General features: G+C 61.7%; 13 protein-coding genes and 3 tRNA genes. 12 read left to right on the plus strand and 4 right to left on the minus strand.

Annotated elements, in window-relative coordinates; translation table 11 throughout:
• Window positions 1–101 precede the first annotated feature (101 nt).
• From HXO69_RS02950 to HXO69_RS02960, 3 genes are all read left to right on the plus strand, one after another.
• Window positions 102–172: transfer RNA gene (locus HXO69_RS02950), tRNA-Cys, on the plus strand.
• Between the two features lie 24 nt (window positions 173–196).
• Window positions 197–268 (plus strand) — tRNA-Val (locus HXO69_RS02955).
• Window positions 269–877: 609 nt separating this feature from the next.
• Window positions 878–2245 (plus strand): hypothetical protein, encoded by a 1368-nt coding sequence (locus HXO69_RS02960; protein WP_296545218.1) that lies wholly within the window; start codon window positions 878–880, stop codon window positions 2243–2245.
• Between the two features lie 443 nt (window positions 2246–2688).
• On the opposite strand, the gene hrpA is transcribed toward HXO69_RS02960, so the two are convergent.
• Window positions 2689–7185, minus strand: a complete 4497-nt coding sequence (gene hrpA / locus HXO69_RS02965) for an ATP-dependent RNA helicase HrpA (protein ID WP_296545221.1) — start codon at window positions 7183–7185, stop codon at window positions 2689–2691.
• Window positions 7186–7470: 285 nt separating this feature from the next.
• On the opposite strand from hrpA, the gene HXO69_RS02970 reads away from it, so the two are divergent.
• A complete protein-coding gene (locus HXO69_RS02970; protein ID WP_296545223.1) occupies window positions 7471–7932 on the plus strand; it encodes a helix-turn-helix domain-containing protein in 462 nt (153 codons plus the stop codon).
• Window positions 7933–7959: 27 nt separating this feature from the next.
• Here the strand turns inward: HXO69_RS02970 and HXO69_RS02975 are convergent, their stop codons facing one another.
• The 3 genes from HXO69_RS02975 to HXO69_RS02985 all read right to left on the minus strand — a co-directional run bounded on the left by HXO69_RS02975 (window position 7960) and on the right by HXO69_RS02985 (window position 10469).
• A complete protein-coding gene (locus HXO69_RS02975; protein WP_296545225.1) occupies window positions 7960–9138 on the minus strand; it encodes an alpha/beta hydrolase in 1179 nt (392 codons plus the stop codon).
• A gap of 14 nt (window positions 9139–9152) precedes the next feature.
• Entirely contained in the window at window positions 9153–10100 is a 948-nt protein-coding gene (locus tag HXO69_RS02980; RefSeq protein WP_296545226.1) for an NADP-dependent oxidoreductase, read from the minus strand.
• Window positions 10101–10395: 295 nt separating this feature from the next.
• A tRNA-Arg gene (locus HXO69_RS02985) sits at window positions 10396–10469 on the minus strand.
• A gap of 74 nt (window positions 10470–10543) precedes the next feature.
• On the opposite strand from HXO69_RS02985, the gene argS reads away from it, so the two are divergent.
• The 8 genes from argS to prmC all read left to right on the plus strand — a co-directional run bounded on the left by argS (window position 10544) and on the right by prmC (window position 22743).
• On the plus strand, window positions 10544–12208 hold the full coding sequence (argS, locus tag HXO69_RS02990) for an arginine--tRNA ligase (protein ID WP_296545228.1): 1665 nt from the start codon (window positions 10544–10546) through the stop codon (window positions 12206–12208).
• Between the two features lie 82 nt (window positions 12209–12290).
• Window positions 12291–13811, plus strand: a complete 1521-nt coding sequence (locus HXO69_RS02995; RefSeq protein ID WP_296545230.1) for a diaminopimelate decarboxylase — start codon at window positions 12291–12293, stop codon at window positions 13809–13811.
• 316 nt (window positions 13812–14127) lie between these two features.
• Window positions 14128–15417, plus strand: a complete 1290-nt coding sequence (locus HXO69_RS03000; RefSeq protein WP_012903775.1) for a homoserine dehydrogenase — start codon at window positions 14128–14130, stop codon at window positions 15415–15417.
• A 173-nt stretch (window positions 15418–15590) separates the two neighbouring features.
• Window positions 15591–16691, plus strand: a complete 1101-nt coding sequence (gene thrC, locus HXO69_RS03005) for a threonine synthase (protein ID WP_070830493.1) — start codon at window positions 15591–15593, stop codon at window positions 16689–16691.
• Between the two features lie 121 nt (window positions 16692–16812).
• Window positions 16813–17781, plus strand: coding sequence for a homoserine kinase (gene thrB / locus HXO69_RS03010; protein ID WP_296545231.1), 969 nt, complete (start codon window positions 16813–16815; stop codon window positions 17779–17781).
• Window positions 17782–18292: 511 nt separating this feature from the next.
• Window positions 18293–20428, plus strand: coding sequence for a transcription termination factor Rho (gene rho, locus HXO69_RS03015; RefSeq protein ID WP_296545232.1), 2136 nt, complete (start codon window positions 18293–18295; stop codon window positions 20426–20428).
• A gap of 142 nt (window positions 20429–20570) precedes the next feature.
• The gene (gene prfA / locus HXO69_RS03020; RefSeq protein WP_005507792.1) at window positions 20571–21653 is read left to right on the plus strand and encodes a peptide chain release factor 1; all 1083 of its coding nucleotides are present in this window, start codon (window positions 20571–20573) and stop codon (window positions 21651–21653) included.
• 181 nt (window positions 21654–21834) lie between these two features.
• The gene (gene prmC, locus HXO69_RS03025) at window positions 21835–22743 is read left to right on the plus strand and encodes a peptide chain release factor N(5)-glutamine methyltransferase (protein WP_296545234.1); all 909 of its coding nucleotides are present in this window, start codon (window positions 21835–21837) and stop codon (window positions 22741–22743) included.
• Window positions 22744–22780 lie beyond the last annotated feature (37 nt).

Genomic DNA, 22780 nt, shown 5'->3' on the forward strand with positions numbered 1-22780 from the left:
TAGAGCACCACCTTGCCAAGGTGGATGTCGCGAGTTCAAGTCTCGTCAACCGCTCGTAAGGACTCCAAGAGTTCGAACGCGTTCCCTCGTGGAGCGTATGCGGTGAGGTGGTCGAGTGGTTAGGCAGCGGCCTGCAAAGCCGTGTACGCGGGTTCGAATCCCGTCCTCACCTCGCAACAAAACAACTGTTTTGTGAGCGCGATTGGCGCAGCGGTAGCGCGCTTCCCTGACACGGAAGAGGTCACTGGTTCGATCCCAGTATCGCGCACAAAGGAAAACCCCTTAGCTTTACGGCTAAGGGGTTTTGTGTTTAACATTTTAGTTTCTTTGTTTACGGAGGGACGGTGTTCCTCCTTATTCCTACAGGGGACCCGCCCTCGCTTCGCTTCGGGCACCCTGATGTCACGACGGAGGACACCATCCCTCCCGCTCCCTGCGTAAGACACTCAGCTCCAGTTCCGTAAGCGCGGGGCTTGTGTGCGATACCGGCATAACGAACTGGAGGGGGAGGGGGGCTGTCGCCTTCTCAATCTTTCGCCGGCTTCGCCGGATAGATGAGCTGAAATTTTAGCCTAGTGCCGCACCTGCCGGAAGCGACATCAGGGTGCCCGCCCGGGCGCTCTCCGCAGCGAAGCAAGGAAGAGCGGAGCGTCCGGGTGCGGCGGGTTCCCCTGCAGGAGCGAAGGAAAGGAGCAGTGCGAGATGCCCAAAGGTTCCCATGCCGCGCTCCAACCAGGGATTTATGTTAAAGCTGAGGTTAAGGGTATTCTTTTCCTCGGTGCTGATTTTCTTTCCACAGCAAGCAAATCGAGGCTCGTTTGGAGCCAAATAAAGTCGCGCCGCAAACACATCACCCCACCTGAATAAAGGGCATACCATGTCTACTTCCATGACCCGCCGCAAGCTCGTCGCTGGCGCAGCCTGGGCGGCACCGGTCGTCACAGCCTCGGCAACCATCCCCTCCTACGCGGCATCCGTCGCCGCCACCAACGACTGCATCCTGGCGGCCAACCCCGCGTACAGCATCTCCGGCACCGACGAAGGCGCCAAGACCGTGCAGAGCTTCGCCGTGCCCAACAACGTCTACAAGCTTCGTTTTGAGCTGGTCGGCGGCGCAGGCGGCACCAACAACCGCATGACCCCCGCCGGCTCCGGCGCGAAGGTCACCGGCATCATTCCCGTCACCCCCGGCTCCACCGTGCAGATTATCGCCGCGGCAGGCGGTATCGGCGACGGCTCCCTCACCCCCACCGCCGGCGGTGAAGGCTACGGCAACGGCGGCTCCGTACCCACCTACACCATCCCCGCCTACGTCACCGCGCAGGTCGACGCAAAGTACGCTGACCCGGCAAACTCCAAGAGCCAGGTCTACGCCGCATCCGGTGGCGGCTCATCCGCACTGCTCGTTGACGGCACCGTGGTTGCTGTTGCAGGCGGCGGTGGCGGCGCGGGCATGACCAGCTCCGGCGTGTCCTACGCGGACCCCTGGTACTCCAACCTCGACGGCCAGATTGACGCAGGCGTGGCGGCACTCGGCTCGGATGCATCCCCGCAGTTTGACGCGGCGGGTAGCGCCTCCGCAGCGGCAGGCTCCAACGGCACCCCCGGCTACGAAATCTACAAGGCTGAACGCTCCAAGGTCCTGACCTACAACTCCGGTTCCGGCGGCGCAGCGGGCGTGGGCGGCGTAGGCGGCGCGGCAGGCACCCTGCCGGCAAGTGGCCCCATCATCGGCTTTGAAACCACCAATAACCAGGTTCTGTTCAGCCAGTTCGTTGCCGGTAACGCGGGCACGAGCGGCTTCGCGGGCAACGGCGGCGACGGCGCGGGCGCATACTCCTACCAGCTGGATGAGAACCCCGCCAGCGTGCACGAGAAGGGCACCTACGAGGACCGCAGCTGGGACCTGGACATCTACAACGACGAGGGTGCGTACGCGCAGAACTTCAACGGCTACCAGTCCGTGGTGTCCGGTGGCGGCGGCGCAGGCTACGGAGGCGGCGGTTCCGGCGCGGCACAGTCCGTCTCCTCGATTGTGCTGACCCAGAAGTGGCTGAACAGCCCGACCGGCGTGCGTCAGGGCATCGGCTACACGATGCAGGGCGGCGCAGGCGGCGCGGGCGGCTCGTACATCGCACCGTCCGTGAGCGAGGGTGTGATTGTTTCGGCTGAGAATGCGCCGCAGTGGATGCGCGAGCGCGGTAACGGTTCGGTGACGGTGACCTTCTGTGAGGCGGCTGCCTAACCGTTTCTCACGCTGAGGCGTTTGGGCGGTGCGCCGCATGTTTCCTTCGTCGCTTGGAAAGCATGAGGGGCGGTGTTCTTCCTCATTCCTACTCAGGTGTAGGTGCGCCGCATGTTTCCTTCGCGCCTACGCAGGGGCACCCGTCACCCGGACGCTCCGCCCCTCCTTGCTTCGCTGCGGAGAGCGTCCGTGTGACACCCTGAGGGCGCATCCGGAAAACACGGCTGCATCTGCAACGCAAGCAAAGAGCCCCCACACGAGGTAATCGTGTGGGGGCTCTTTGCCATTCACAGCGCAAGCTGAGCCGGGAACCTACCGCGGAAAGGTGGTGCCGTCCGTAGCGACATCAGGGTGCCCGAGCTCTGCGAGGGCGGGTGCCCCTGTAGGAGCGAGGACGAGCACCGCCATCCGCGCAAGCCGCAGACAACCCGTAGCCTCACAAGCTAGCGCTTGATGGCGTCCAGCGCCTCACGCTGAGCCTTCGCAATGCGCTTCTCAGACACCGTGTAGGCGGTACCAAGCTCCTGGGCGAAGAAGCTGACGCGCAGCTCCTCAATCATCCAGTTCACGCGGCGGAGCGCATCCGGCACGATGGTGCCTGCCGGCAGCGACTTGACCGCGTTATCGTAGGAGTCTTCCAGATCCTGCACGGTGAGCATGAGCTGGTTGTCGCGGTGCAGGTTCGGGCCGAGCTTCGTCAGGCGCACCTGGGCGGCCTTCAGGTAGCGCGGCAGGTGAACCAGCTGGTCGTAGCCGGTCTGCGCCACGAACCCGGGGTAGACCAGGTTCTCCATCTGTGCCTTCACGTCGGAGACGGCGTGCATAGTCGTCAGCGAGGTTGCCTTCTTGATTGCCTTCTTCAGCGCGGTGGCTTCGGAGAGGATTTCGGCAACGAGCTTGGTGACGTCGAAGACCGTTTCGATGAGTTCGGCGCGCACGTGCTCGTAGAGTCCGCTATATTCGGCGTGCGTGAAGATGGGCGTGTGCGGCACGAGGTGGTCGAGCGCCGCGACGGTGCAGTCGCGGATGAGTTCGTCGATGGAGCCGTGCGGGTTCTGCGTGAAGACGATTTTCTCCTTGTGGGAGAGGTGTTCGCTCACGTAGCGCACGGGCGAGGGCACCTGCAGCTGCAGTAGGCGGATGATGCCGCGGCGCTGGGCGTGCAGCTGCTCGGCCTCGGTGGGGAAGATGCGCAGTCCTACGCTGGTTTCTTCGTCGACGAGGGCGGGGTAGCCGTTGACTGCCTGGGTTGCGATGACGCGCTGTACCTTGCGGGGGATCTCTCCGTTGGGGAAGAGATCGGCGGGGAATGCGGTGAGGCCGGTGACCTCGCGTACTCCGCCGGATGCATCCGCGTTGGCAGGGGCACCCGGGTTCTTCGCGCCCTTCTTGGCAGAAGCCGCGGAGCTACCCGAGCCGCCTGAGCTACTTGAACCGCCCTGGGCGAGTGCAACCATTTTTGCCATGGTGTCGTCGGATGTGCCGAGCGAGTCGGCGAGGGCGCTGCGAATCTCCTTGTGCAGCTGCTGCTGCAGGGCGCGCAGGTCCTTGCCCTCACCCAGGATTTTGTTGCGGGCGTTGCGCACCTGGAAGCCCATCTTCAGGTGCTCGGGCACGGCGTCCCAGTTGAAGGCTTCGGGCTCGACGACCACGCCGCGCAGGCGGCGTAGTACGAGTGCGAGGGAGGGGATAAGCTCGTCGGTTGCGGGGGAGTAGTCCTCTTCCAGGGCGGCGCAGGCGGCGCGTGCCACGTCGGGTGCGGGCACGAAGTTGCGTCGAATCGCCTTGGGCAGCGACTTGATGAGCGCGGTGACGAGTTCGTGGCGCAGGCCGGGAATCTGCCAGCGGAACGGTTCGGGGCTCAGCTGGTTGAGGAACAGGATGGGAACCTGAACCGCCACACCGTCGCGCTTTGCGGCGTCGGTTCGGGCGCCTCCAATGCCTGCGGTGGGGGCGTATTCGTAGCGCAGGTCGAGGGTGAGTTCGCCGCTGTCGGTGCGCTGCACCCACTGGCGCGGGAACTGCGAGTCGTCGTAGTCGGCGGCTTCCTCGTTGATGAGCTTTTCGGGGTTGAAGTCCAGGTAGTTGTCGTCTTCGAGGCGTGCCTGCTTCCACCACTTGTCGAAGGCGCGCACATCCGTCACGTGGGCGGGGATGCGTGCGTCGTAGAAGGCGAAGAGCACGGAGTCGTCCACGCGCAGGTCGCGGCGGCGCAGGCGTGCCTCAAGCTCTTCGACCTCGGCGAGGGCACGCTGGTTGCGCAGGTAGAACTTGTGCTGGGTGTGCCACTGGCCTTCGACGAGGGCGGACTGAATGAAGATTTCGCGGGCTGCGGCGGCGTCTACGCGGGCGTACTGCACGGGGCGGTCGGCGTAGATGGTCAGGCCGAAGAGCGTGCCCTTGGCGTAGGCGACTGCCGCGCCGGAGCTGAGGGACCAGTGCGGTTCGGAGTATTGCACGCTGATGAGGTGCTTGCCGACCTCTTCGATCCACTGCGGGTCGATGGCGGCGTTGGTGCGCGCCCACAGGCGGGAGGTTTCGACGAGTTCGGCGGAGAGCACCCAGTCGGGGCTCTTTTTGAACAGGCCGGAGCCGGGGAAGATCGCGAACTTGGTGCCGCGTGCGCCGAGGTATTCGCGGGGGCCGCGGTTGCGTCCCTTGGAGTCCTTTTCGCGTTCTTCTTTGACGCCTACGTGCGAGAGCAGGCCGGTGAGCAGGCTCTTGTGGATGTCGATTTCGTGGGCGGAGGCGTTGATGTCCCTGCCGCCGCTGGCGTGAATGTTGGCGGTGCGTCCCATTTCGCGCAGCTGGGCGAAGAGGTCCTGCCATTCGCGGATGCGCAGGTAGTTGATGTATTCGCGGTGGCACATTTTGCGCAGCTGCGAGGAGGACAGCGCCGCCTGCTGCTCGTTGATGTAGTCCCAGAGCAACAGGAAGGAGGAGAAGTCGGAGGTGTCGTCGACGAAGCGGGCGTGCATCGCGTCGGCTTCGGCGCGCACGTCGGCGGGGCGTTCGCGCGGGTCCTGGATGGTCAGGGCGGCGGCGAGCACCATCATTTCCTTGGCGCAGTTGCGGCGGCCGCCTTCAATGATCATGCGGGCCAGGCGCGGGTCCACGGGGAATGCCGCCATGGCTCGGCCGATGGCGGTGAGGGTTGCGCTATTGCCGCGGCCCTTGCGGGGGCCGCGGGGGCGTTCGGTGAGCGCGCCGAGTTCGCGCAGCAGGTTCACGCCGTCGTTGATGGCGCGGGATGCGGGCGGCTGCACGAACGGGAAGCGGGAGATGTCGCCGGGTTCGCGGACCACGCCGATTGCGATCATCTGCAGGATGACGGCTGCGAGGTTGGTGCGCAGAATTTCGGGGTCGGTGAACTCGGGGCGTGAGTTGAAGTCTTCCTCAGAGTAGAGGCGGATTGCGATGCCGTCGCTGACGCGGCCGCATCGACCGGAGCGCTGGTTGGCGCTTGCCTGCGAGATGCGTTCGATGGGCAGGCGCTGAACCTTGGTGCGTGCCGAGTAGCGGGAGATGCGTGCGGTGCCGGTGTCGATGACGTACTTGATGCCGGGCACGGTCAGCGAGGTTTCGGCAACGTTCGTGGCGAGCACGATGCGCGGGCGAGATCCGGGGGAGAACACGCGGTGCTGCTCTGCGAGCGAGAGGCGCGCATACAGGGGCAGCACTTCGTAGTTCAGACGCGGCGACTTGAGGACCATCGCCTCGATAGCGTCCTTGGCGTCGCGGATTTCGCGTTCGCCGGAGAAGAAGATGAGGATGTCGCCGGGCGCTTCTTTGGAGAGTTCCTTGATGGCGTCGAGGATGCCGTCGGTGGGGTCGTGGTCGTCTTCGATTTCGTCGTCGCTGAGGTAGTCTTCCTCGTCGAGCGGGCGGTAGCGGATTTCCACGGGGTAGGTTCGGCCGGACACCTCAATGATGGGCGGCGCGTCGTCGGGCAGGATTGCTTCGGCGATTTCGCGTTCTTCGGCGCTGAGGTTTTCGTCGACGATGCCCTTGCCCGGCACGTAGCTGGGGGAGAAGTGGCGTGCGAAACGCTCCGGGTCGATGGTCGCGGAGGTGATGATGACCTTCAGATCCGGGCGCTGCGGCAGGATGCGCTTGAGGTAGCCGAGGATGAAGTCAATGTTCAGGCTGCGTTCGTGCGCCTCGTCAATGATGAGGGTGGAGTAGCGGCGCAGCAGCTTGTCGTTCTGGATTTCGGCGAGCAGAATGCCGTCGGTCATGAGCTTGATGGCGCTGTGTTCGCCGACTTCGGAGGTGAATCGCACCTGGTAGCCGACGGTTTCGCCGATTTTCTGTCCGAGTTCTTCGGCGATGCGTTCGGCGACGGAGCGTGCGGCGAGTCGGCGCGGCTGGGTGTGGCCGATGAGGCCCTTCTCTCCCAGGCCCAGGTCGAGGCACATTTTGGGGATCTGGGTGGTTTTACCGGAGCCGGTTTCACCCGCGATGATGACGACCTGGTTGTCGCGGATCGCGTTCATGATGTCTTCGCGGCGTTCGCTGACGGGCAGTTCTTCGGGGTAGGTGATGACCTCGGGGATGAACGGTTCGTAGCGGCGCGGTGCCGGGCGGTTCTGCTGGCTGCTCTTGTTGTCGCCCTGCTGGTTGCCCTGCTTGCGGGCGCGGTTGGTGCCGCCTCCGCGTCGGTTGGAGCGGGAGGCGTTGGAGTTGCGTTCGGAGGCGCCGCGGGAGGAGTTCTTGTGGTCTGCGTTATTCTTCTGGGCGCTATTCTTCTGTGTGCCCTTTTTTACCGCGTTGTTCTCAGTAGTTTTATCTGCGGTTTTGCCAGCGGCTTTTTCGCCGGTTTTTTCGGAGGATCGTACCTTTGCCGCGTGGATTGCGGCGGCCATGCTCGCCATGGTGGGGGCGGTGCGTGGGGCCTTAGAAGTATCTGCGTGTTTCTTTGTGGATTTCTGCTCAGACATATCCTATCCAGTGTACTCGCCTTGCCCGCGGTGGGCTTGGGGTGTGCTTTGTTTGTCATATTTGGGTTTGTTTGCGGGAACCCCGGGGTGGGCGGCGGTGGAATACTGACCCCAGGAGAGCAGTTAATATACAATAAATGACATCAAATGCTATCTAAAGAGTTAATAATTATTCATCTGAATTTTATGCACCGTAGATGCGAATTAACTGCGCTTCTTAACTTTCTTTCGATAGTTTCGTTCAACTGCTACAGTGGTGAATAACACAGTAACGAAGGAGTGACTATGCCATCACCAAAGACGTACCCGGCAACACGTGTTGCAGTGTTGGATTGCTACGAAGACGGACAGCACGAAGAAATTCACCACCGCTGCGAAGAACTCTTCCAAGCCCTCGTTCACGCGAGTCTGCGCACCCACTTCGACCGCCTCAGCGCCGAAGAAACCCTCTACATGGTCACTGGCGACGGCGAGCGCGTACAGATTTCCCCCGAAATGTACGGACCCCTCACCTCCGTAGCGCGCGCATTCGCCGACCGTAAGGACGTCTGCGTGGTACGCCAGGACCGCCTCATGACCACGCAGGAGGCGGCAGACTACCTGGGCGTATCCCGCCCGACCGTTGTTCGCCTGCTGGAGCGCGGAGATATTCCGTTCGAGCGCATTAACACGCACCGTCGCGTTGCTTTTGATGACCTCGAACGCTACCGCCTTGAGCACGAATACGTGAACCGCCGCGTTCGCTAACCTCGCTAACCTGTCGAACCGCTCAAGCTACACAGCGCGGTTGAGAAATAGCAGCATCTGCTGAACAATGTCGGGGCTAAAACAGCGCGAATCCCCGTGTTCGGCATCCGGAACCAGCACCAAATCGGTAGGCACCTGCCGCGTGCGCAGCGCCTGATATACCCGCACCGATTGCTGGTACGGCACACACGAATCACTAATACCGTGCACAAGCATCAGGGCAGTGGCGCCGCCGCTCGCACCCGGTGCAGAGGCACTTTCGACCTTATTCACTCGTTTCTGGGGGCGTACCGCATCAATAGGATGCGCACGCTCCCAGTTCTTTTGGGCGCGCTCGATGCAGACACCCGGAACCGCCCGCTCGCCCTTGGAAGCGTCGATGGTAGACACGTCTGCGGGTACGGGGTGGGTGCTTCCCAGTAGTCGCCATTCGGCGCCGTCATCTTCGGGATGGTCGAGAGCGTAGCCAGCCAGGGGCCGATCGGTGAAGATGGTCCTCAAATCGCTGACCCCGTAAAACGAAGCCGCCGCAGCCACCTGCGAACTATGGGACGGGTAGGCGCTCGCCGCCCTGCCCTCAAAGTATTCGTCGTGCTCGGGTGCGCTCGCAGAATCCCCATCGCTACCGTTACCGGCGGCGGAATCTCCCGTATGCGCAACCAGCATGCTCAGGTGCCCGCCGGCGCTTCCGCCCGCTACCGCAATGCGTTGCGGGTCAATACCGAATTCGTGCGCGTTGGCGCGGAAGAAACGCACTGCCTCCTTCACATCGTGCAGGGCACCCGGGAAGAGTGCCTGATGCGAATACCGGTAGTTGATGGACGCGACCGCCCAGCCCGCCTGCTGAAAAGCGGCGCGCATGAGCGCCTGGGTATTGGGCTGCTCCCCGCCAGAGGTGCGCAGGATAGTGTCGCGTAGGGCCTGGTTGGTGCCGAAACGCCAGGCGCCACCGTGAACCCACACCAGTAGCGGCGCGGGGGAAGAGATATCCCCGGTCGCGGGGAAGAAATCGTAGGCGAACGCTTCACGAGTTACCGGCGACTGCGCGCCGTAGTCGGGCAGCGAGTGGGCATCGTAAAAGCCCGCCTCGCGGTAAAAACCGGAGCGGTACTCGGTACCCTCAACGGTCGGCGCGCTCTCTACATTCGGTACGCCCTCAGCGTTCAATGCGCCCTCAACCTTCGGCGTGCTCTCAGAAGTCTGCATGAATCAGCACCTCGTTAGGGAACCAGCACGATCTTGCCGCGGGTGCGACCCGTCGCCACCAGGGCATGAGCCTGCGCAGCCTGCGAAAAATCAAGCACCTGATCCACGTATACCTTCAACAGGCCCAAGGACATGAGGCGGGCAATCTCCTGCATCTGCATGCGGTCCGGGTGAACCGTCAGCCACTGCGCCTCGAAGCCGCGCTCACGCGCAACATCCAGCGGGTCGGGGCTGGTCAGGGTGACAATGCGGCCGCCGGGAACCAGCACCTCCAGCGAATCGAGGAAGGTCTGCTGACCGGTGGAATTGAGCACCACATCCATGGTCTGGCCCAGTACGGCGCGGAAATCCTCGGTGCGGTAATCAATAGGCTGGGCACCCAGCGAGCGCACAAACTCGTGGTTCGCCGCGGAGGCGGTCGCAAAAACCTGAGCGCCAGCCTGCGCCGCCAGCTGAACGGCGAGGTGACCGACGCCTCCGGCACCGGCGTGAATGAGCACGCGCTCGCCTTCCTTCAATCGCGCCACTTCGAAGAGTGCCTGGTATGCGGTCAGCGCCGCCAGGGGAGCGCCACCCAATTGCGCGCAGGGAACATCGGCGGGCACCTTCACCAGCTGATGCGCCGGGGCGAGAACATACTCGGCGTACGCACCGGCGGGGGAGGGGAAAGCAACAAGACCAAATACGCCGTCGCCCACCTTAAAACCCGTGTAGTCACCGGCGGTAGCAACCACGGTGCCGGCAACATCCCAGCCGGGCACGAAGGGCTTGTACGACGGGTCTGCCAGCTGAGCGGCGGGGCCCAGACCCTTGCGGGTGGTCAGATCAATCGGGTTCACGCCGGCGGCAACCGTTTTGATGAGCACGTGACCGCGCACCGGCGAGGGGATAGGCACGTTTGCTTCGTGCAGAACGCTTTCGTCGCCCCATTCGGTGAGCTGAATCTGGCGCATGGTGGTCATCGGGTTACCTCCGCTGTTGTGGCTTGAAGCCGTGCTGATGTGACGGGTGTGCGCGTTTTCCCATTCTCTCAAGGCTGTTAGCGTTGCCACAACAGGCAGGCGGGTAGTGTCCACCCTCTGAGGTTGAAGCCTGAGGTTGAAGAGGGAGCTGGCGGGAACGGTCGCCCGGCGCAGGCTTTATGCACAACAGGGTGGGTGGCTCAATAAAGTTGAGTTGTTAAATAAAAAGGAGCCGATACCCGAACAATACGCCTCGGATATCGGCTCCCGTGTTCCCTCTCGAATAAGAACATCGTGCCCCTGAAAGGATTCGAACCTTCGACCCCCAGTACCGGAAACTGGTGCTCTAATCCGCTGAGCTACAGAGGCAACCCACCTATGGTATCAGATATGCACTAGATAAAGGGTCAGGCACCTGCCAAGGCTTGCTAGAATAGTTTGTTATGACTCCTGAAGAACTCTCCGAAGCCATTGCGCTTGCCCTTGAAGAAACCATTTCCTCCGGCCAGCTGACCCTCGTGGAGGGCGCTGAACTGCCCGCCGTCCGAGTGGAGCGCCCCAAGTCCCGTGAACACGGCGACTGGGCAACCAACGTCGCTCTGCAGCTCGCCAAGAAGGTGGGCAAGAACCCGCGTGAGGCAGCAGCTCTTCTGGCAGAGAAGATTAGCGCCATCCCCGGTGTTGCATCCGTAGATATTGCTGGCCCCGGCTTCCTGAACATCACCCTGGACGCCGCAGCTGCTGGTGAGCTTGCCGCTACCATCGTTGAGGCTGGCGAAGCATACGGCCGCAGCGACAAGTTCGCCGGCAAGACCATCAACCTTGAGTTCGTCTCCGCGAACCCCACCGGCCCCATCCACCTGGGCGGTACCCGCTGGGCTGCCGTCGGTGATGCGCTTGCCCGCGTCCTTGAGGCTGAAGGCGCTAACGTCGTGCGTGAATACTACTTCAACGACCACGGCACCCAGATTGACCGTTTCGTGCGCTCCCTGATTGCCGCTGCTCGCGGCGAGGAGACCCCCGAGGACGGCTACGCTGGAGCGTACATTGTTGACATTAAGGACCAGATTCTGGCTCAGCGCCCCGACGCGCTTGAGGCTGAGAACCCCGAAGAGATTTTCCGCGAAATCGGTACTCACCTGATGTTCGATCAGATCAAGGAGTCCCTGGCGGCATTCGGCACCCACTTCGACGTGTTCTTCCACGAGAACTCCGTGTTCGAAGGCGGCAAGGTGGACGCCCTGCTCGAGACCATGCGTGAGAACGGTCAGCTCTTCGAGGCTGACGGCGCATGGTGGATGCGCACCACCGACTACGGCGACGACAAGGACCGCGTGGTCATTAAGTCTGACGGCAACCACGCCTACGTGGCGGGCGATATCGCCTACTACCAGGACAAGATGACCCGCGCAGTAAACCCCGCCGACGTGGCGATTTACATGCTCGGTGCTGACCACAACGGCTACGTGGGCCGTCTGAAGGCTATCGCCCAGATTCTTGGCTACCGCGCCGACCAGATTGAGGTCATGATCGGTCAGCTGGTGAACCTGGTCAAGGACGGCAAGCCCGTCCGCATGTCCAAGCGTGCCGGCACCGTGGTCACCCTCGAGGACCTGGTCGAGGCTGTTGGCGTTGACGCAGCCCGCTACGAGCTGACCCGCTACTCGGTGGACACCCCCATCGACATTGACCTGGGCCTGCTGACTTCCAAGAGCAACGAGAACCCGGTCTACTACGTGCAGTACGCTCACGCACGTACCGCCGCTGTGGCACGTAACGCCGCGGAGGCTGGCGTGAAGGTTGAGGACGGCGTGGACACCTCCCTGCTCGACTCGGCTGCTGACGGCGAGCTGCTGGCTGTACTCGGCCAGTTCCCCGCTGCTGTGCGTGATGCCGCGAAGTTCTACGAGCCGCACCGCGTGAACCGCTACCTGGAACAGCTCGCTTCGGCATACCACAGCTGGTACGGTGTCTCCCGCGTCACCCCCAAGGCGGACGAAGCGGTCACCGACCTGCACCGTACCCGCCTGCTGCTGAACAACGCGGCACAGCAGGTGCTGGCTAACGGTCTGAACCTGCTGGGTGTGAGCGCACCCGAGCGCATGTAATACTCTCGTTTCAACCCCCGACCCGGTACTACCGGGGCGGGGGTTGAGCGTATGCCGGCAAGATAGCTAAGAAAGAGACACGATGAGCGAAGCCCGCGCCCTCTACGCCCCCGAATGGCTCACCTACCCCGAGCATCCCGAGGCACTGTCCCGCACCATCTGGACGGATTCCTTCACCCGCAATGAGCAGGGCGAGCTCTGCATTGATGGCGTGACCGTCAGCGACCTGGCGGCTGAGCACGAAACCCCGCAGTACGTCTTCTCCGAGACGACCTTCCGCGCCCGCGCCCGCGCCTACCGCACCGCTTTTGAACAGGCTTTCGCCGAGCACGGCGCGCAGGTGAGCGTCTACTACGCCGGTAAGTCGTTCCTGTCCACCGCTGTGGCGCGTTGGGCGACCGAGGAGGGCCTGTGCCTGGATACCGCCTCCGGTGGTGAGCTGGCGTTGGCTCTGCGCGCACAGGTTCCAGGTGCGAACATCGCCCTGCACGGCAACAACAAGTCGGAGGCTGAGATTGCCCGCGCGATCCGCAACGGCCTGGGTCGCGTGGTGGCTGACTCGGTGGACGAGCTCAAGCTCATTGAGCGCGTGTACGCCGAGCTTGCCGCCGAGCGTGTGGCTGAGGGCGAGGAGCCTTACGCCCCGGTTCCGGTGCTGATTCGCATCACCCCCGGCGTGCATGCCTCGACCCACGAGTCCATTGCGACCGCGCACGAGGATCAGAAGTTCGGCATGTCCCTGCAGCCCGGCACCGCCGCGCTTGCTGGTCTGGATGAAGAGGAGCTGGAATACTGGGGCGTTGAGTCTACCGATTCTTACGCGGCTCTGGCTGCCGCGATTCTGAACGCGACCGATTCCCTGGATTTCCGCGGTATTCACTGCCATATTGGTTCGCAGATTTTTGAGGCGGAGGGCTTTGAGCAGGCGGCTACTACCGCCCTGGAGTTCATGAACCGCCTCAACCGTGACCTGGGCGTGACCCTGCCGGAGCTGGATTTGGGTGGTGGCTACGGCATCGGCTACACCGAGGCGGATCACCCCCGCTCGATTACCGAGGTGACCGAGTCGATTGCCGCTTCCGTTGCGGCAACCTGCGAGCGCCTGGGCATGGCGATTCCGCACATGTCGTTCGAGCCGGGCCGTTCTATTTCTGGTCCTTCGGGTGCGACCCTGTACACGGTGGGCACCATTAAGAACGTGAGCATTGAGGATGAGAACGGCGAGATTCGTGTGCGCCGCTACGTTTCGGTGGACGGCGGTATGAGTGATAACGCCCGCCCGGTGCTGTACGAATCGGATTATTCGGTGACTCTGGCGAATCGTGCCCCGGCGGGGGAGCAGGTGCTCTCTCGCGTGGTGGGTAAGCACTGCGAGTCCGGCGATGTGGTGGTTCGTTACTGCTACCTGCCGGCTGACCTGCAGGCTGGCGATATTCTGGCGGTTCCGGCGACCGGCGCGTACTGCTATGTGCTGGGTTCGAACTATAACTTCTTGACTCGCCCGCCGGTGATTGCGACCGCTGAGGGTAAGCCTTCTCGCGTGATGATTCGTCGTCAGCGCGAGGAGGATATGCTGGCGCTGGATATGGGTTCGGATATCTAAGAACGGATATCTAAGAACCCTGTCTGACATCATGAAAAACCGTGAAGTTCCCGTCTCTGCAATGCGCGCCGTGAGGTGGCGGTTGCGGGCGGGGTCTTCACGGTTTTGTGCGTTCAAAACATGACAGACGATAAGGTTCACCTCATAACTGTGAGGGATACCTCATCTCAGAGAGTAAAAGTCGCAGCTTGAGGCTGCTGAGCCGTCGCCGCCTCTTGATAAAGTGGTTGTTGGGTGCGTGCTCTGCGCCGCATCCGTGCCTTAGCCCGAAGAGATACCGGGGCGAACCCGGAACAGACCGTAGAAAGAGACTATCGTGGCTGAAAAGATCAAAGTAGCACTGCTTGGTGCCGGTAATGTCGGTTCCCAGGCTGCTCGCATCCTGGTAGAGGATAACGCTGTCCTTGAAAAGCGCATTGGCGCGCCCGTGGAGTTGATCGGTATTGCTGTGCGCGATACTAATGCATCCCGCCACTGGAATGCGGACCCCTCGCTGTACACCACCGATGCTGACGCTCTCATCGATGCAGCGGATGTGGTCATCGAGCTGACCGGCGGTATTGAGCCGGCTCGCACTCGCATTCTGCGTGCTCTGAAGGCGGGTAAGTCCGTGGTCTCCGGCAACAAGGCGCTGCTGGCTAAGCACGGCGTGGAACTGCAGGCTGCCGCTGATGAGTCCGGTGCTCAGCTCTCTTACGAGGCTGCTGTTGCGGGTGCTATCCCGATTCTGCGCCCCCTGCGTGACTCCCTGGCTGGTGACCGTGTGACCCGCGTTCTGGGCATCATGAACGGCACCACCAATTACATTCTTGACCAGATGGACACCACCGGCGCATCCTTCTCGGACGCGCTGGCTGAGGCTCAGAAGCTCGGCTACGCGGAGGCTGACCCGACCGCTGACGTTGAGGGCCACGACGCCGCGTCGAAGGCTGCGATTGTTGCTTCTTTGGCGTTCCACTCGACGTTCACTATTGATGATGTGCACACCGAGGGCATTACTTCCATCACCGCTGATGATGTTGCTGCCGCGGATGCTGATGGTTACGTCATCAAGCTGCTGGCTATTTGTGAGCGTGAGGGTGAGAACGGCGCGAACATTCGCGTGAACCCGACCCTGATTCCTCGTCAGCACCCGCTGGCGGGCGTGCACGGTGCGTTCAACGCTGTGTTCGTTGAGGCGGAGAACGCTGGCGAGCTGATGTTCTACGGTCCCGGTGCGGGTGGCGCTCCGACTGCTTCGGCTGTTCTGGGTGACTTCGTGTCCCTGGCTCGTCGTCTGGTGCTGGGTGGTCCCGGTGTTCCGGAGACTTCCCACGCTCAGCTGCACGCAACCGGTCTGGATAACGTGGTGTCTCGCTACTCGGTGGGTGTTTTGGTGGAGGATCGCCTGGGCGTTCTGGCGAATATTACCCGCATCCTGACTGAGCACGGCATTTCTGTTGATTCTCTGCGCCAGTCCGCCCCGAAGGAGGGTGTGGCTCAGATTCGTATGGTCACCCACTCTGCGAAGGACGCAGATTTGCGCCGTGCGATTGCTGTGATTGACGCTCTGGACACTGTGCGTGAGGTGAACTCGGTCATCCGCGTGGAGTCCGAGAAGCACTAGGCACTGAGAAGCACTAGGCGCTTAGCGCTAACTGACGTGCGGCACGCGCCGCTCACTAAACGTGCGATGCTCGCGTGTAGAAGCATCGCTCACGAACGAACCCGCGTACCCGCTACCGCGCCGAACCTACGGAAGGTTCGGCGGGCGGGGCGCCAAGATTGAAGGAGAAGCCAATGGCACACGTGTGGCAGGGCGTTATCAATGAGTACCGTGACCGTCTGCCTTTCGCAGACGATGTGAAGGCTGTGACCCTGGGCGAGGGCGGTACCCCGCTGATTCACGCGCCGGCACTGTCTGCTGAGACCGGTAACACCGTTTACCTGAAGTTTGAGGGTATGAACCCGACCGGTTCGTTCAAGGACCGCGGCATGACCAGTGCGATGACCGCCGCTAAGCGTGACGGTGCGAAGGCTGTTGTGTGTGCTTCGACCGGTAACACTTCCGCTTCGGCTGCTGCGTACGCTCTGCAGGCTGGTATGCGCTGTGCAGTGCTGGTTCCGGACGGCAAGATTTCTATGGGTAAGCTGTCTCAGGCTATCGCTCACGGTGCTGACATCATTCAGATTGACGGCAACTTCGATAACTGCCTGGAGATTGCTCGCAAGCTCAGCGAGAATTACCCGGTGTTCCTGGTGAACTCGGTCAACCCTTACCGTATTGAGGGCCAGAAGACCGGTTCGTTTGAGGTTGTTGATACCCTGGGTGACGCTCCCGATTATCACCTGCTGCCGGTTGGCAACGCGGGTAACATCACCGCGTACTGGAAGGGCTACAAGGAGTACTCGGAGCCTTACACCAACCGTGACGGTAAGGTGCTGGAGCCGGTTGCGACCAAGCGTCCGATTATGTGGGGCTTCCAGGCTGCTGGTGCTGCACCAATCGTTGCTGGTCACCCGATTGAGGCTCCTGAGACCATTGCGACCGCGATCCGTATTGGTAACCCCGCGTCGTGGGAGAAGGCTGAAGTTGCTCGTGACGAGTCCGGCGGCGTGATTGAGGCTGTCACCGATGAGGAGATTCTGGAAGCGCACCGCTGGCTGTCTGCCCGCGAGGGTGTCTTCGTGGAGCCGGCTTCGGCTGCCGGTGTTGCGGGTCTGCTGAAGAAGCACCGCGCCGGTGAAGCTCCCGAGGGTAAGACCATTGTGATTACCGTGACCGGTCACGGTCTGAAGGACCCGCAGTGGGCTCTGCAGGCTGTGAACGGCGTGAAGGTTGAGCCGACTAAGGCTCCCTTCGACGTGGTTGCTGTGGCAGATATTCTCGATTTGCACTAGCCTATTCATACTACGTTGTGCACTCCGTCCCGGTTTTCGGGGCGGGGTGCACCTGCATGACAGCCCTTTTTGTATCTTTCACCTATTCACTCATTACGTCACCGATCGCGAGGTTCTTCTCATGTCTTCCCTGCATATTTCTGATATTCCGGTGGGCGCGTCCGTCAAGGTCCGCGTTCCCGCTACGAGCGCTAACCTGGGCCCCGGCTATGACAGCATGGGTTTGGGCCTTGGCTTCTATGATGAGCTGGTTGTTGAGCGTATTGAGTCCGGCCTGGAGTTTGAGCTCAGCGGTGAGGGCAGCGCGGATGTTCCTCGCGATGAGAGCCACCTGGTTTTGCAGGCGATGAAGGCTGGTTTTGCGGCGGCTGGTTTGGATGAGCTGCCTGCTGTGAAGCTGATTGCTGATAATAAGATTCCGCATTCTCGCGGTATGGGTTCTTCGGCGTCGGCTATTGTGGCGGGTGTAGCTGCGGCGAGCGGTCTGCTGCCGGAAGAGTACCGTCTGAGCCGTGAGCAGATGCTGCAGGTCGCCTCCGATATGGAGGGCCACCCGGATAACGTGGCTCCGGCGATTTACGGCAACCTGTCGGTGTCCTGGGGTGAGATGGGCAATTGGAAGTCCCTGATTATTCCGGTGCATCCTGATGTTCACCCGGTGGTGGCTGTGCCCGATTATGAGGTGTCGACGAAGCTTGCTCGTTCGCTGATTCCCGCACAGATGCCTCACATTGAAGCTGTGGCGAACTCGGCTCGCGCGGCGCTGCTGGTGCGCACTCTCTCTGATGCTCCCGAGCACCTGATGGATGCGACCGTGGACTACCTGCATCAGGGGTACCGTGTGACCGCGATGGAACCGTCGGCTGCGCTGGTGGCGTACCTGCGCGGTCAGGGTTTTGCGGCGGTAATTTCTGGTGCTGGTCCGACCGTTTTGACCTTTGCGCACGGCGATGAGCAGGTGCGACAGGTTCAGGAGGCGATTGCCGAGTTTGAGGCGACCCACCCCTGCAGCGCTATCGCGGATCGCCGCCTGAACTGGCGAGTGCTTCCCCTTGAAATTGATACTGAAGGTGTTATAGTTACTCAGTAGGACGTTATTAGTTCGTCCTACGTTGAGGTTCGCCCGTCGTTCAATGTAGACCGTCGATACTATCCTTCGTAACGTACTTCCGTTTCCCCTGATGCCTCAGATGCTTTTTGTGTCTGAGCGGGAACCGGCAAGGTTCGGGGGAGTGCCTTTGGGATTCACGTCTTCTTTATTTCTGACGCATAGGGAAGACTTTTCTGAGGGTTCGGTTTCGCGGCGGGTGCCCTTTCAAAGTGACCAATCCATCCTCTTCATCTCGCGTAGATGGTTTGTATAGATGATGGTTTGGGCTTGCCCACATTTGTGATAGAGCGCCTTATCTTCCGTGTGTGCTCGCTGTGTCTGAATCAGCGGGTACGGTAAGAGACGCGAACCGCCTCCAGCGCGGTTCGAGGGAGTCGAAGGTGCAGACTGCTGTTTTCTTTCGGCAGTGTCTAAACCTTTGACCGCGCTATAGCGCCCGCCCGATCTTTATTCTGAAGATTTTCAGGGCTTATAACCAAAGGAATTGTAGTTGGCAAAGAATATTGTTGTCACCGATGAGTACGGTACGGCAGCTGCCGCACCGGAACTTGCAAACTTGAAGGTCGCGCAGCTGCGTGTCCTCGCCCAGCAGCTTGGCATCCGCGGCTATCTGAAGTTGAAGAAGGCTGAGCTGGTTCAGGCTCTTGAGGAGCATCAGCGTGGTGGCGCCGTAGCCGCTCCTGCTGAGCCCAAGGCTGAGACTCCCGCTGAGTCTGCCCAGACCCCCGCTACTGAGAAGGCTGAGGAGTCTAAGCCTCGCCGTACCCGTCGTACTCGCACCCAGAAGGATGCTGAGGCGCAGGCTGAGAAGACCGAAAACGCTGAGGTTGCTGAAGCCCCCGCTGAGGGCGCTGAGAAGGCTGAGAAGCGTACCCGCTCTTCCCGTTACGAGACTCCCGCTCAGAAGCGTGCGCGCGCTCGCCGTGCCGCTGAGGGTGAGGACGCATCGGCTGAGAAGTCCGAGAAGACTGAGAATAACGAGAAGCCGGAGAAGCGTACCCGCCGCACCCGCACCCGTAAGGACGAGAAGCCCGCTGAGCTTCCTCCGCTGGATGTGCGCGCTGAGCTGGCTGCTGAGCGTATTGGCGAGCGTGCGGAGCAGGTTGACCTGCCCGGTAACTCTGCTGAGCTGAAGGCTACTACCGCTGACGGCACCGCGAGCCTGGACAGCCTGAACGCTGCCCTGGACATGACTTTTGGCACCCCCGACGGTGAGAAGAGCTCGAAGCGTACCCGCACCCGTGAGCGTCGCCGCGACCAGGATGGCGAGCGCACCGAGCGTCGCACTAAGCGTGAGCGTAACGCAGAGCGTGCAGAGCGCAATGCTGAGCGTAGCGAACGTGCCGAGCGTAAGGCTGCTGAGCGTGCAGAACGCGCAGAGCGTGCCGAGCGTACTGAGCGCCGTTCTAAGCGTGACCGTCAGGCTGAGCGTGCTGAGAAGCAGGCTCGCCGCCGCGAGGAGAACGAGCCTCGCCTGAGCGAAGACGATGTGCTGGCACCGATTTCGGGTGTTCTGGACATTCTCGACAACTACGCTTTCGTGCGTACCACCGGCTACCTGCCCGGCACCAACGACGTGTACGTCTCCCTGGCTCAGGTGAAGAAGTACAACCTGCGTAAGGGTGACCACGTGCTCGGCGCGATTCGCGTGCCGCGTGAGGGTGAGTCGAACAGCCGCCAGCGTTTCAACGCCCTGGTCCAGGTTGAGGCGATTAACGGTCAGAGTGTTGAGGAAGCAGCGAACCGCCGCGTGTTCTCGAAGCTGACTCCGCTGTACCCCAAGGAGCGTCTGCGCCTGGAGACCACCCCGAAGAAGCTGGGCACCCGCGTGGTGGACCTGGTGTCCCCGATCGGTAAGGGTCAGCGTGGTCTGATTGTGTCCCCGCCGAAGGCGGGTAAGACCCTCATGCTGCAGTCCATTGCGAACGCGATTACTGTGAACAACCCGGACGTGTACCTGATGATGGTCCTGGTGGATGAGCGTCCTGAAGAAGTGACCGATATGCAGCGCACCGTCAAGGGTGAGGTTATTGCCTCGACCTTCGACCGTCCCGCTGAGGATCACACCACTGTGGCTGAGTTGGCTATTGAGCGTGCGAAGCGTATGGTGGAGCTCGGCTACGATGTGGTCGTGCTGCTGGACTCCATGACCCGCCTGGGCCGCGCATACAACCTGGCGGCTCCCGCATCCGGTCGTATCCTGTCCGGTGGTGTGGATTCTGCTGCACTGTACCCGCCGAAGAAGTTCTTCGGCGCTGCCCGCAACATTGAAGAGGGTGGCTCGCTGACCATCCTGGCTACCGCCCTGGTTGAGACCGGCTCGAAGATGGACGAAGTGATCTTCGAAGAGTTCAAGGGCACCGGTAACATGGAGCTGCGCCTGTCCCGTCAGCTGGCGGATAAGCGTATCTTCCCGGCGGTTGATATTAACGCTTCTGGTACTCGCCGCGAGGAGAACCTGCTCTCCCCGGATGAGATCAAGATTATGTGGGGTCTGCGCCGTGCCCTGGCGGGTATGGAACCCGAGCAGGCTCTGGGTGTTCTGACCAACCAGCTGCGTAAGACTGAAAGCAACGTGGAGTTCCTTCTGACGGTTCAGAAGAACGGTCTGCGTCTGGTCGACTAAGGCTCGTATCTCACGCGCCCCACCTCCTCATGTGGGTGGGGCGCGTGAGCCGTTCGTTTTGTGCATCCCCGTTGTGAGGGGTGTGAGATGTCTAGTGCCTGCCCGTGCGGCGTAAAGTGCGGGAGATGGAAGAGAGAACAGAATGTTTGAATCTATTCAGGTTCTGCTGGATGAGCACGCTGACCTGCAGAATCAGCTGGCTGACCCCGCCGTGCAGGCGAATCAGGGTAAGGCACGCCGTGTGGGCCGCCGCTACGCGGAGCTGACCGGTATTGTGACTGCGTACAACAAGTACACTTCGCTGAAGGATGACCTTGAGGCTGCTCGCGAGATGGCTGATGAGGATCCGGATTTCGCGGCGGAGATTCCCGGCCTGGAGGAGGAGCTGGAGGTTGCTCAGGAGAAGCTGCGCCGCCTGCTGATTCCGCGTGACCCGGATGATGGCCGTAACGTCATTCTTGAGGTGAAGGCTGGTGCCGGTGGTGACGAGGCGGCTCTGTTCGCTGGTGACCTGCTGCGCATGTACATGCGTTACGCCGAGCACAAGGGCTGGAAGACTGAGATTATTTCTTCGACCAGCACCGATGTTGGCGGTTACAAGGACGCCCAGATTGCTATTAAGGGCTCCTCGAATGAGCCGGCTGAGGGCGTGTGGGCACACCTGAAGTATGAGGGTGGCGTGCACCGTGTGCAGCGTGTTCCGGCGACTGAGTCTCAGGGCCGTATCCACACTTCTGCTGCTGGTGTTCTGGTGTTCCCCGAGGTGGATGAGCCCGAGGAAATCGAGATTAACCAGAACGACCTGAAGATTGACGTGTACCGTTCTTCGGGCCCCGGTGGCCAGTCGGTGAACACCACTGACTCGGCGGTGCGTATTACTCACCTTCCGACCGGTATTGTGGTGGCGATGCAGAATGAGAAGTCTCAGCTGCAGAACCGTGAAGCTGCGATGCGCGTTCTGCGTGCGCGCCTGTTGGCTCACCAGCAGGAGCAGATTGACGCTGAGAACGCGGCACACCGTGCTTCGCAGGTGCGTACCATGGACCGTTCGGAGCGTATCCGTACGTACAACTTCCCGGAGAACCGCATTGCGGATCACCGTACCGGCTATAAGGCGTACAACCTGGATGCTGTGCTGAATGGTGACCTGGAGCCTGTGGTTCAGTCCGCTATTGAGATGGATGAGGCGCACCGCCTCGCTCAGGTGGGCCAGGAACAGAAGTAATTCTGGGCAGAAGTAGTTCTGTGCAGACGTAGGTTCTGTATTTGCTCTTGCTGATTCTTCGGAATCGGCGTGAGATGTTGGTGAGGGGCTCGCCGCTGCGGCGGTGGAGCCCCTCACCTGTATGCGGTGACAGTTTTTGAATCGTTAGGGACTTGCCGTCGAAAGACGAGGAGGAGAGCTCATGAAGGTGAATGTGCACGACCCGCGCGGGGAAGAGCTCGCGCAGGTACTCACACGCGCCACCGCGGCACTGGCGCAGGTACCCAGCCCCCGCGTGGACGCCGAGCTACTCGCCGCGCACCTGCTCTACGACGGCTCACGCTCACGCCTACAGCACGCTGCGCTCATGGGGGAGCGACTCACCCCCGCACAGGTCGCAGAGTACGAGGCGCTGGTCGCCCGCCGCGCCTCCCGCGAGCCGCTACAGCATATCACCGGCTCCGCTCCCTTCTACCGTCTAGAACTGGCAGTCGGACCGGGCGTATTCGTACCCCGCCCCGAGACGGAACTGCTCGTCGAAGAAGCCCTCAAAGTGCTGAGCGCACGCGCCGACTCGGCAACCGGTCAGTTGCGCATCGTCGACCTGTGCACCGGCTCCGGGGCTATCGCGGCGGCAGTCAAGAGCGAACTGCCGGACGCGCAGGTATTCGCGGTGGAGCTCTCCGAAGACGCCATCCCCTACACCCGCAAGAACCTGGAGCCGCTCGGCGTGCACCTGGTTCATGGGGATGCCCTCACCGCCCTCACCGAGCTCGCCGGAACCTTCGACGCGGTACTCTCTAACCCGCCGTATATTCCGCCGGCGAACGTACCCGCTGACCCGGAGGCCGCCCTGCACGACCCGGAGATGGCGCTGTACGGCGGGGGAGCGGACGGCATGCAGATGCCCGCCGCCATCGCCACCCGCGCCTTCGAGCTTCTAGCCCCCGGCGGCCTGTTCATCATGGAGCACGACGACACCCAGGAAGAAGCCGTTGCCGAACTCTTGGCACGTCTCGGCTTTGAGGGCTGCTACCCGGTGCGTGACCTGAATAATCGCCCGCGGCATAGCGTCGGTTATAAACCGCACCCACTAGAGCCTTTAAACTAGTAGATGCACCACCTCGCCCGTGCCGGGCTGCGTGAAG

It is taken from the genome of Rothia sp. (in: high G+C Gram-positive bacteria), assembly GCF_015265375.1.
In the GTDB taxonomy this organism is placed as follows: Bacteria; Actinomycetota; Actinomycetes; order Actinomycetales; family Micrococcaceae; genus Rothia.

Excerpts from the sequence above, each read along its gene's own strand:
- HXO69_RS02970 (WP_296545223.1), top strand. The coding sequence starts at position 7,471 with ATGCCATCACCAAAGACGTACCCGGCAACACGTGTTGCAGTGTTGGAT.
- prfA (WP_005507792.1), top strand. The coding sequence starts at position 20,571 with ATGTTTGAATCTATTCAGGTTCTGCTGGATGAGCACGCTGACCTGCAG.
- HXO69_RS02980 (WP_296545226.1), bottom strand. The coding sequence starts at position 10,100 with ATGACCACCATGCGCCAGATTCAGCTCACCGAATGGGGCGACGAAAGC.
- thrC (WP_070830493.1), top strand. The coding sequence starts at position 15,591 with ATGGCACACGTGTGGCAGGGCGTTATCAATGAGTACCGTGACCGTCTG.
- hrpA (WP_296545221.1), bottom strand. The coding sequence starts at position 7,185 with ATGTCTGAGCAGAAATCCACAAAGAAACACGCAGATACTTCTAAGGCC.
- HXO69_RS02975 (WP_296545225.1), bottom strand. The coding sequence starts at position 9,138 with ATGCAGACTTCTGAGAGCACGCCGAAGGTTGAGGGCGCATTGAACGCT.
- HXO69_RS02960 (WP_296545218.1), top strand. The coding sequence starts at position 878 with ATGTCTACTTCCATGACCCGCCGCAAGCTCGTCGCTGGCGCAGCCTGG.
- prmC (WP_296545234.1), top strand. The coding sequence starts at position 21,835 with ATGAAGGTGAATGTGCACGACCCGCGCGGGGAAGAGCTCGCGCAGGTA.
- thrB (WP_296545231.1), top strand. The coding sequence starts at position 16,813 with ATGTCTTCCCTGCATATTTCTGATATTCCGGTGGGCGCGTCCGTCAAG.
- argS (WP_296545228.1), top strand. The coding sequence starts at position 10,544 with ATGACTCCTGAAGAACTCTCCGAAGCCATTGCGCTTGCCCTTGAAGAA.
- HXO69_RS02995 (WP_296545230.1), top strand. The coding sequence starts at position 12,291 with ATGAGCGAAGCCCGCGCCCTCTACGCCCCCGAATGGCTCACCTACCCC.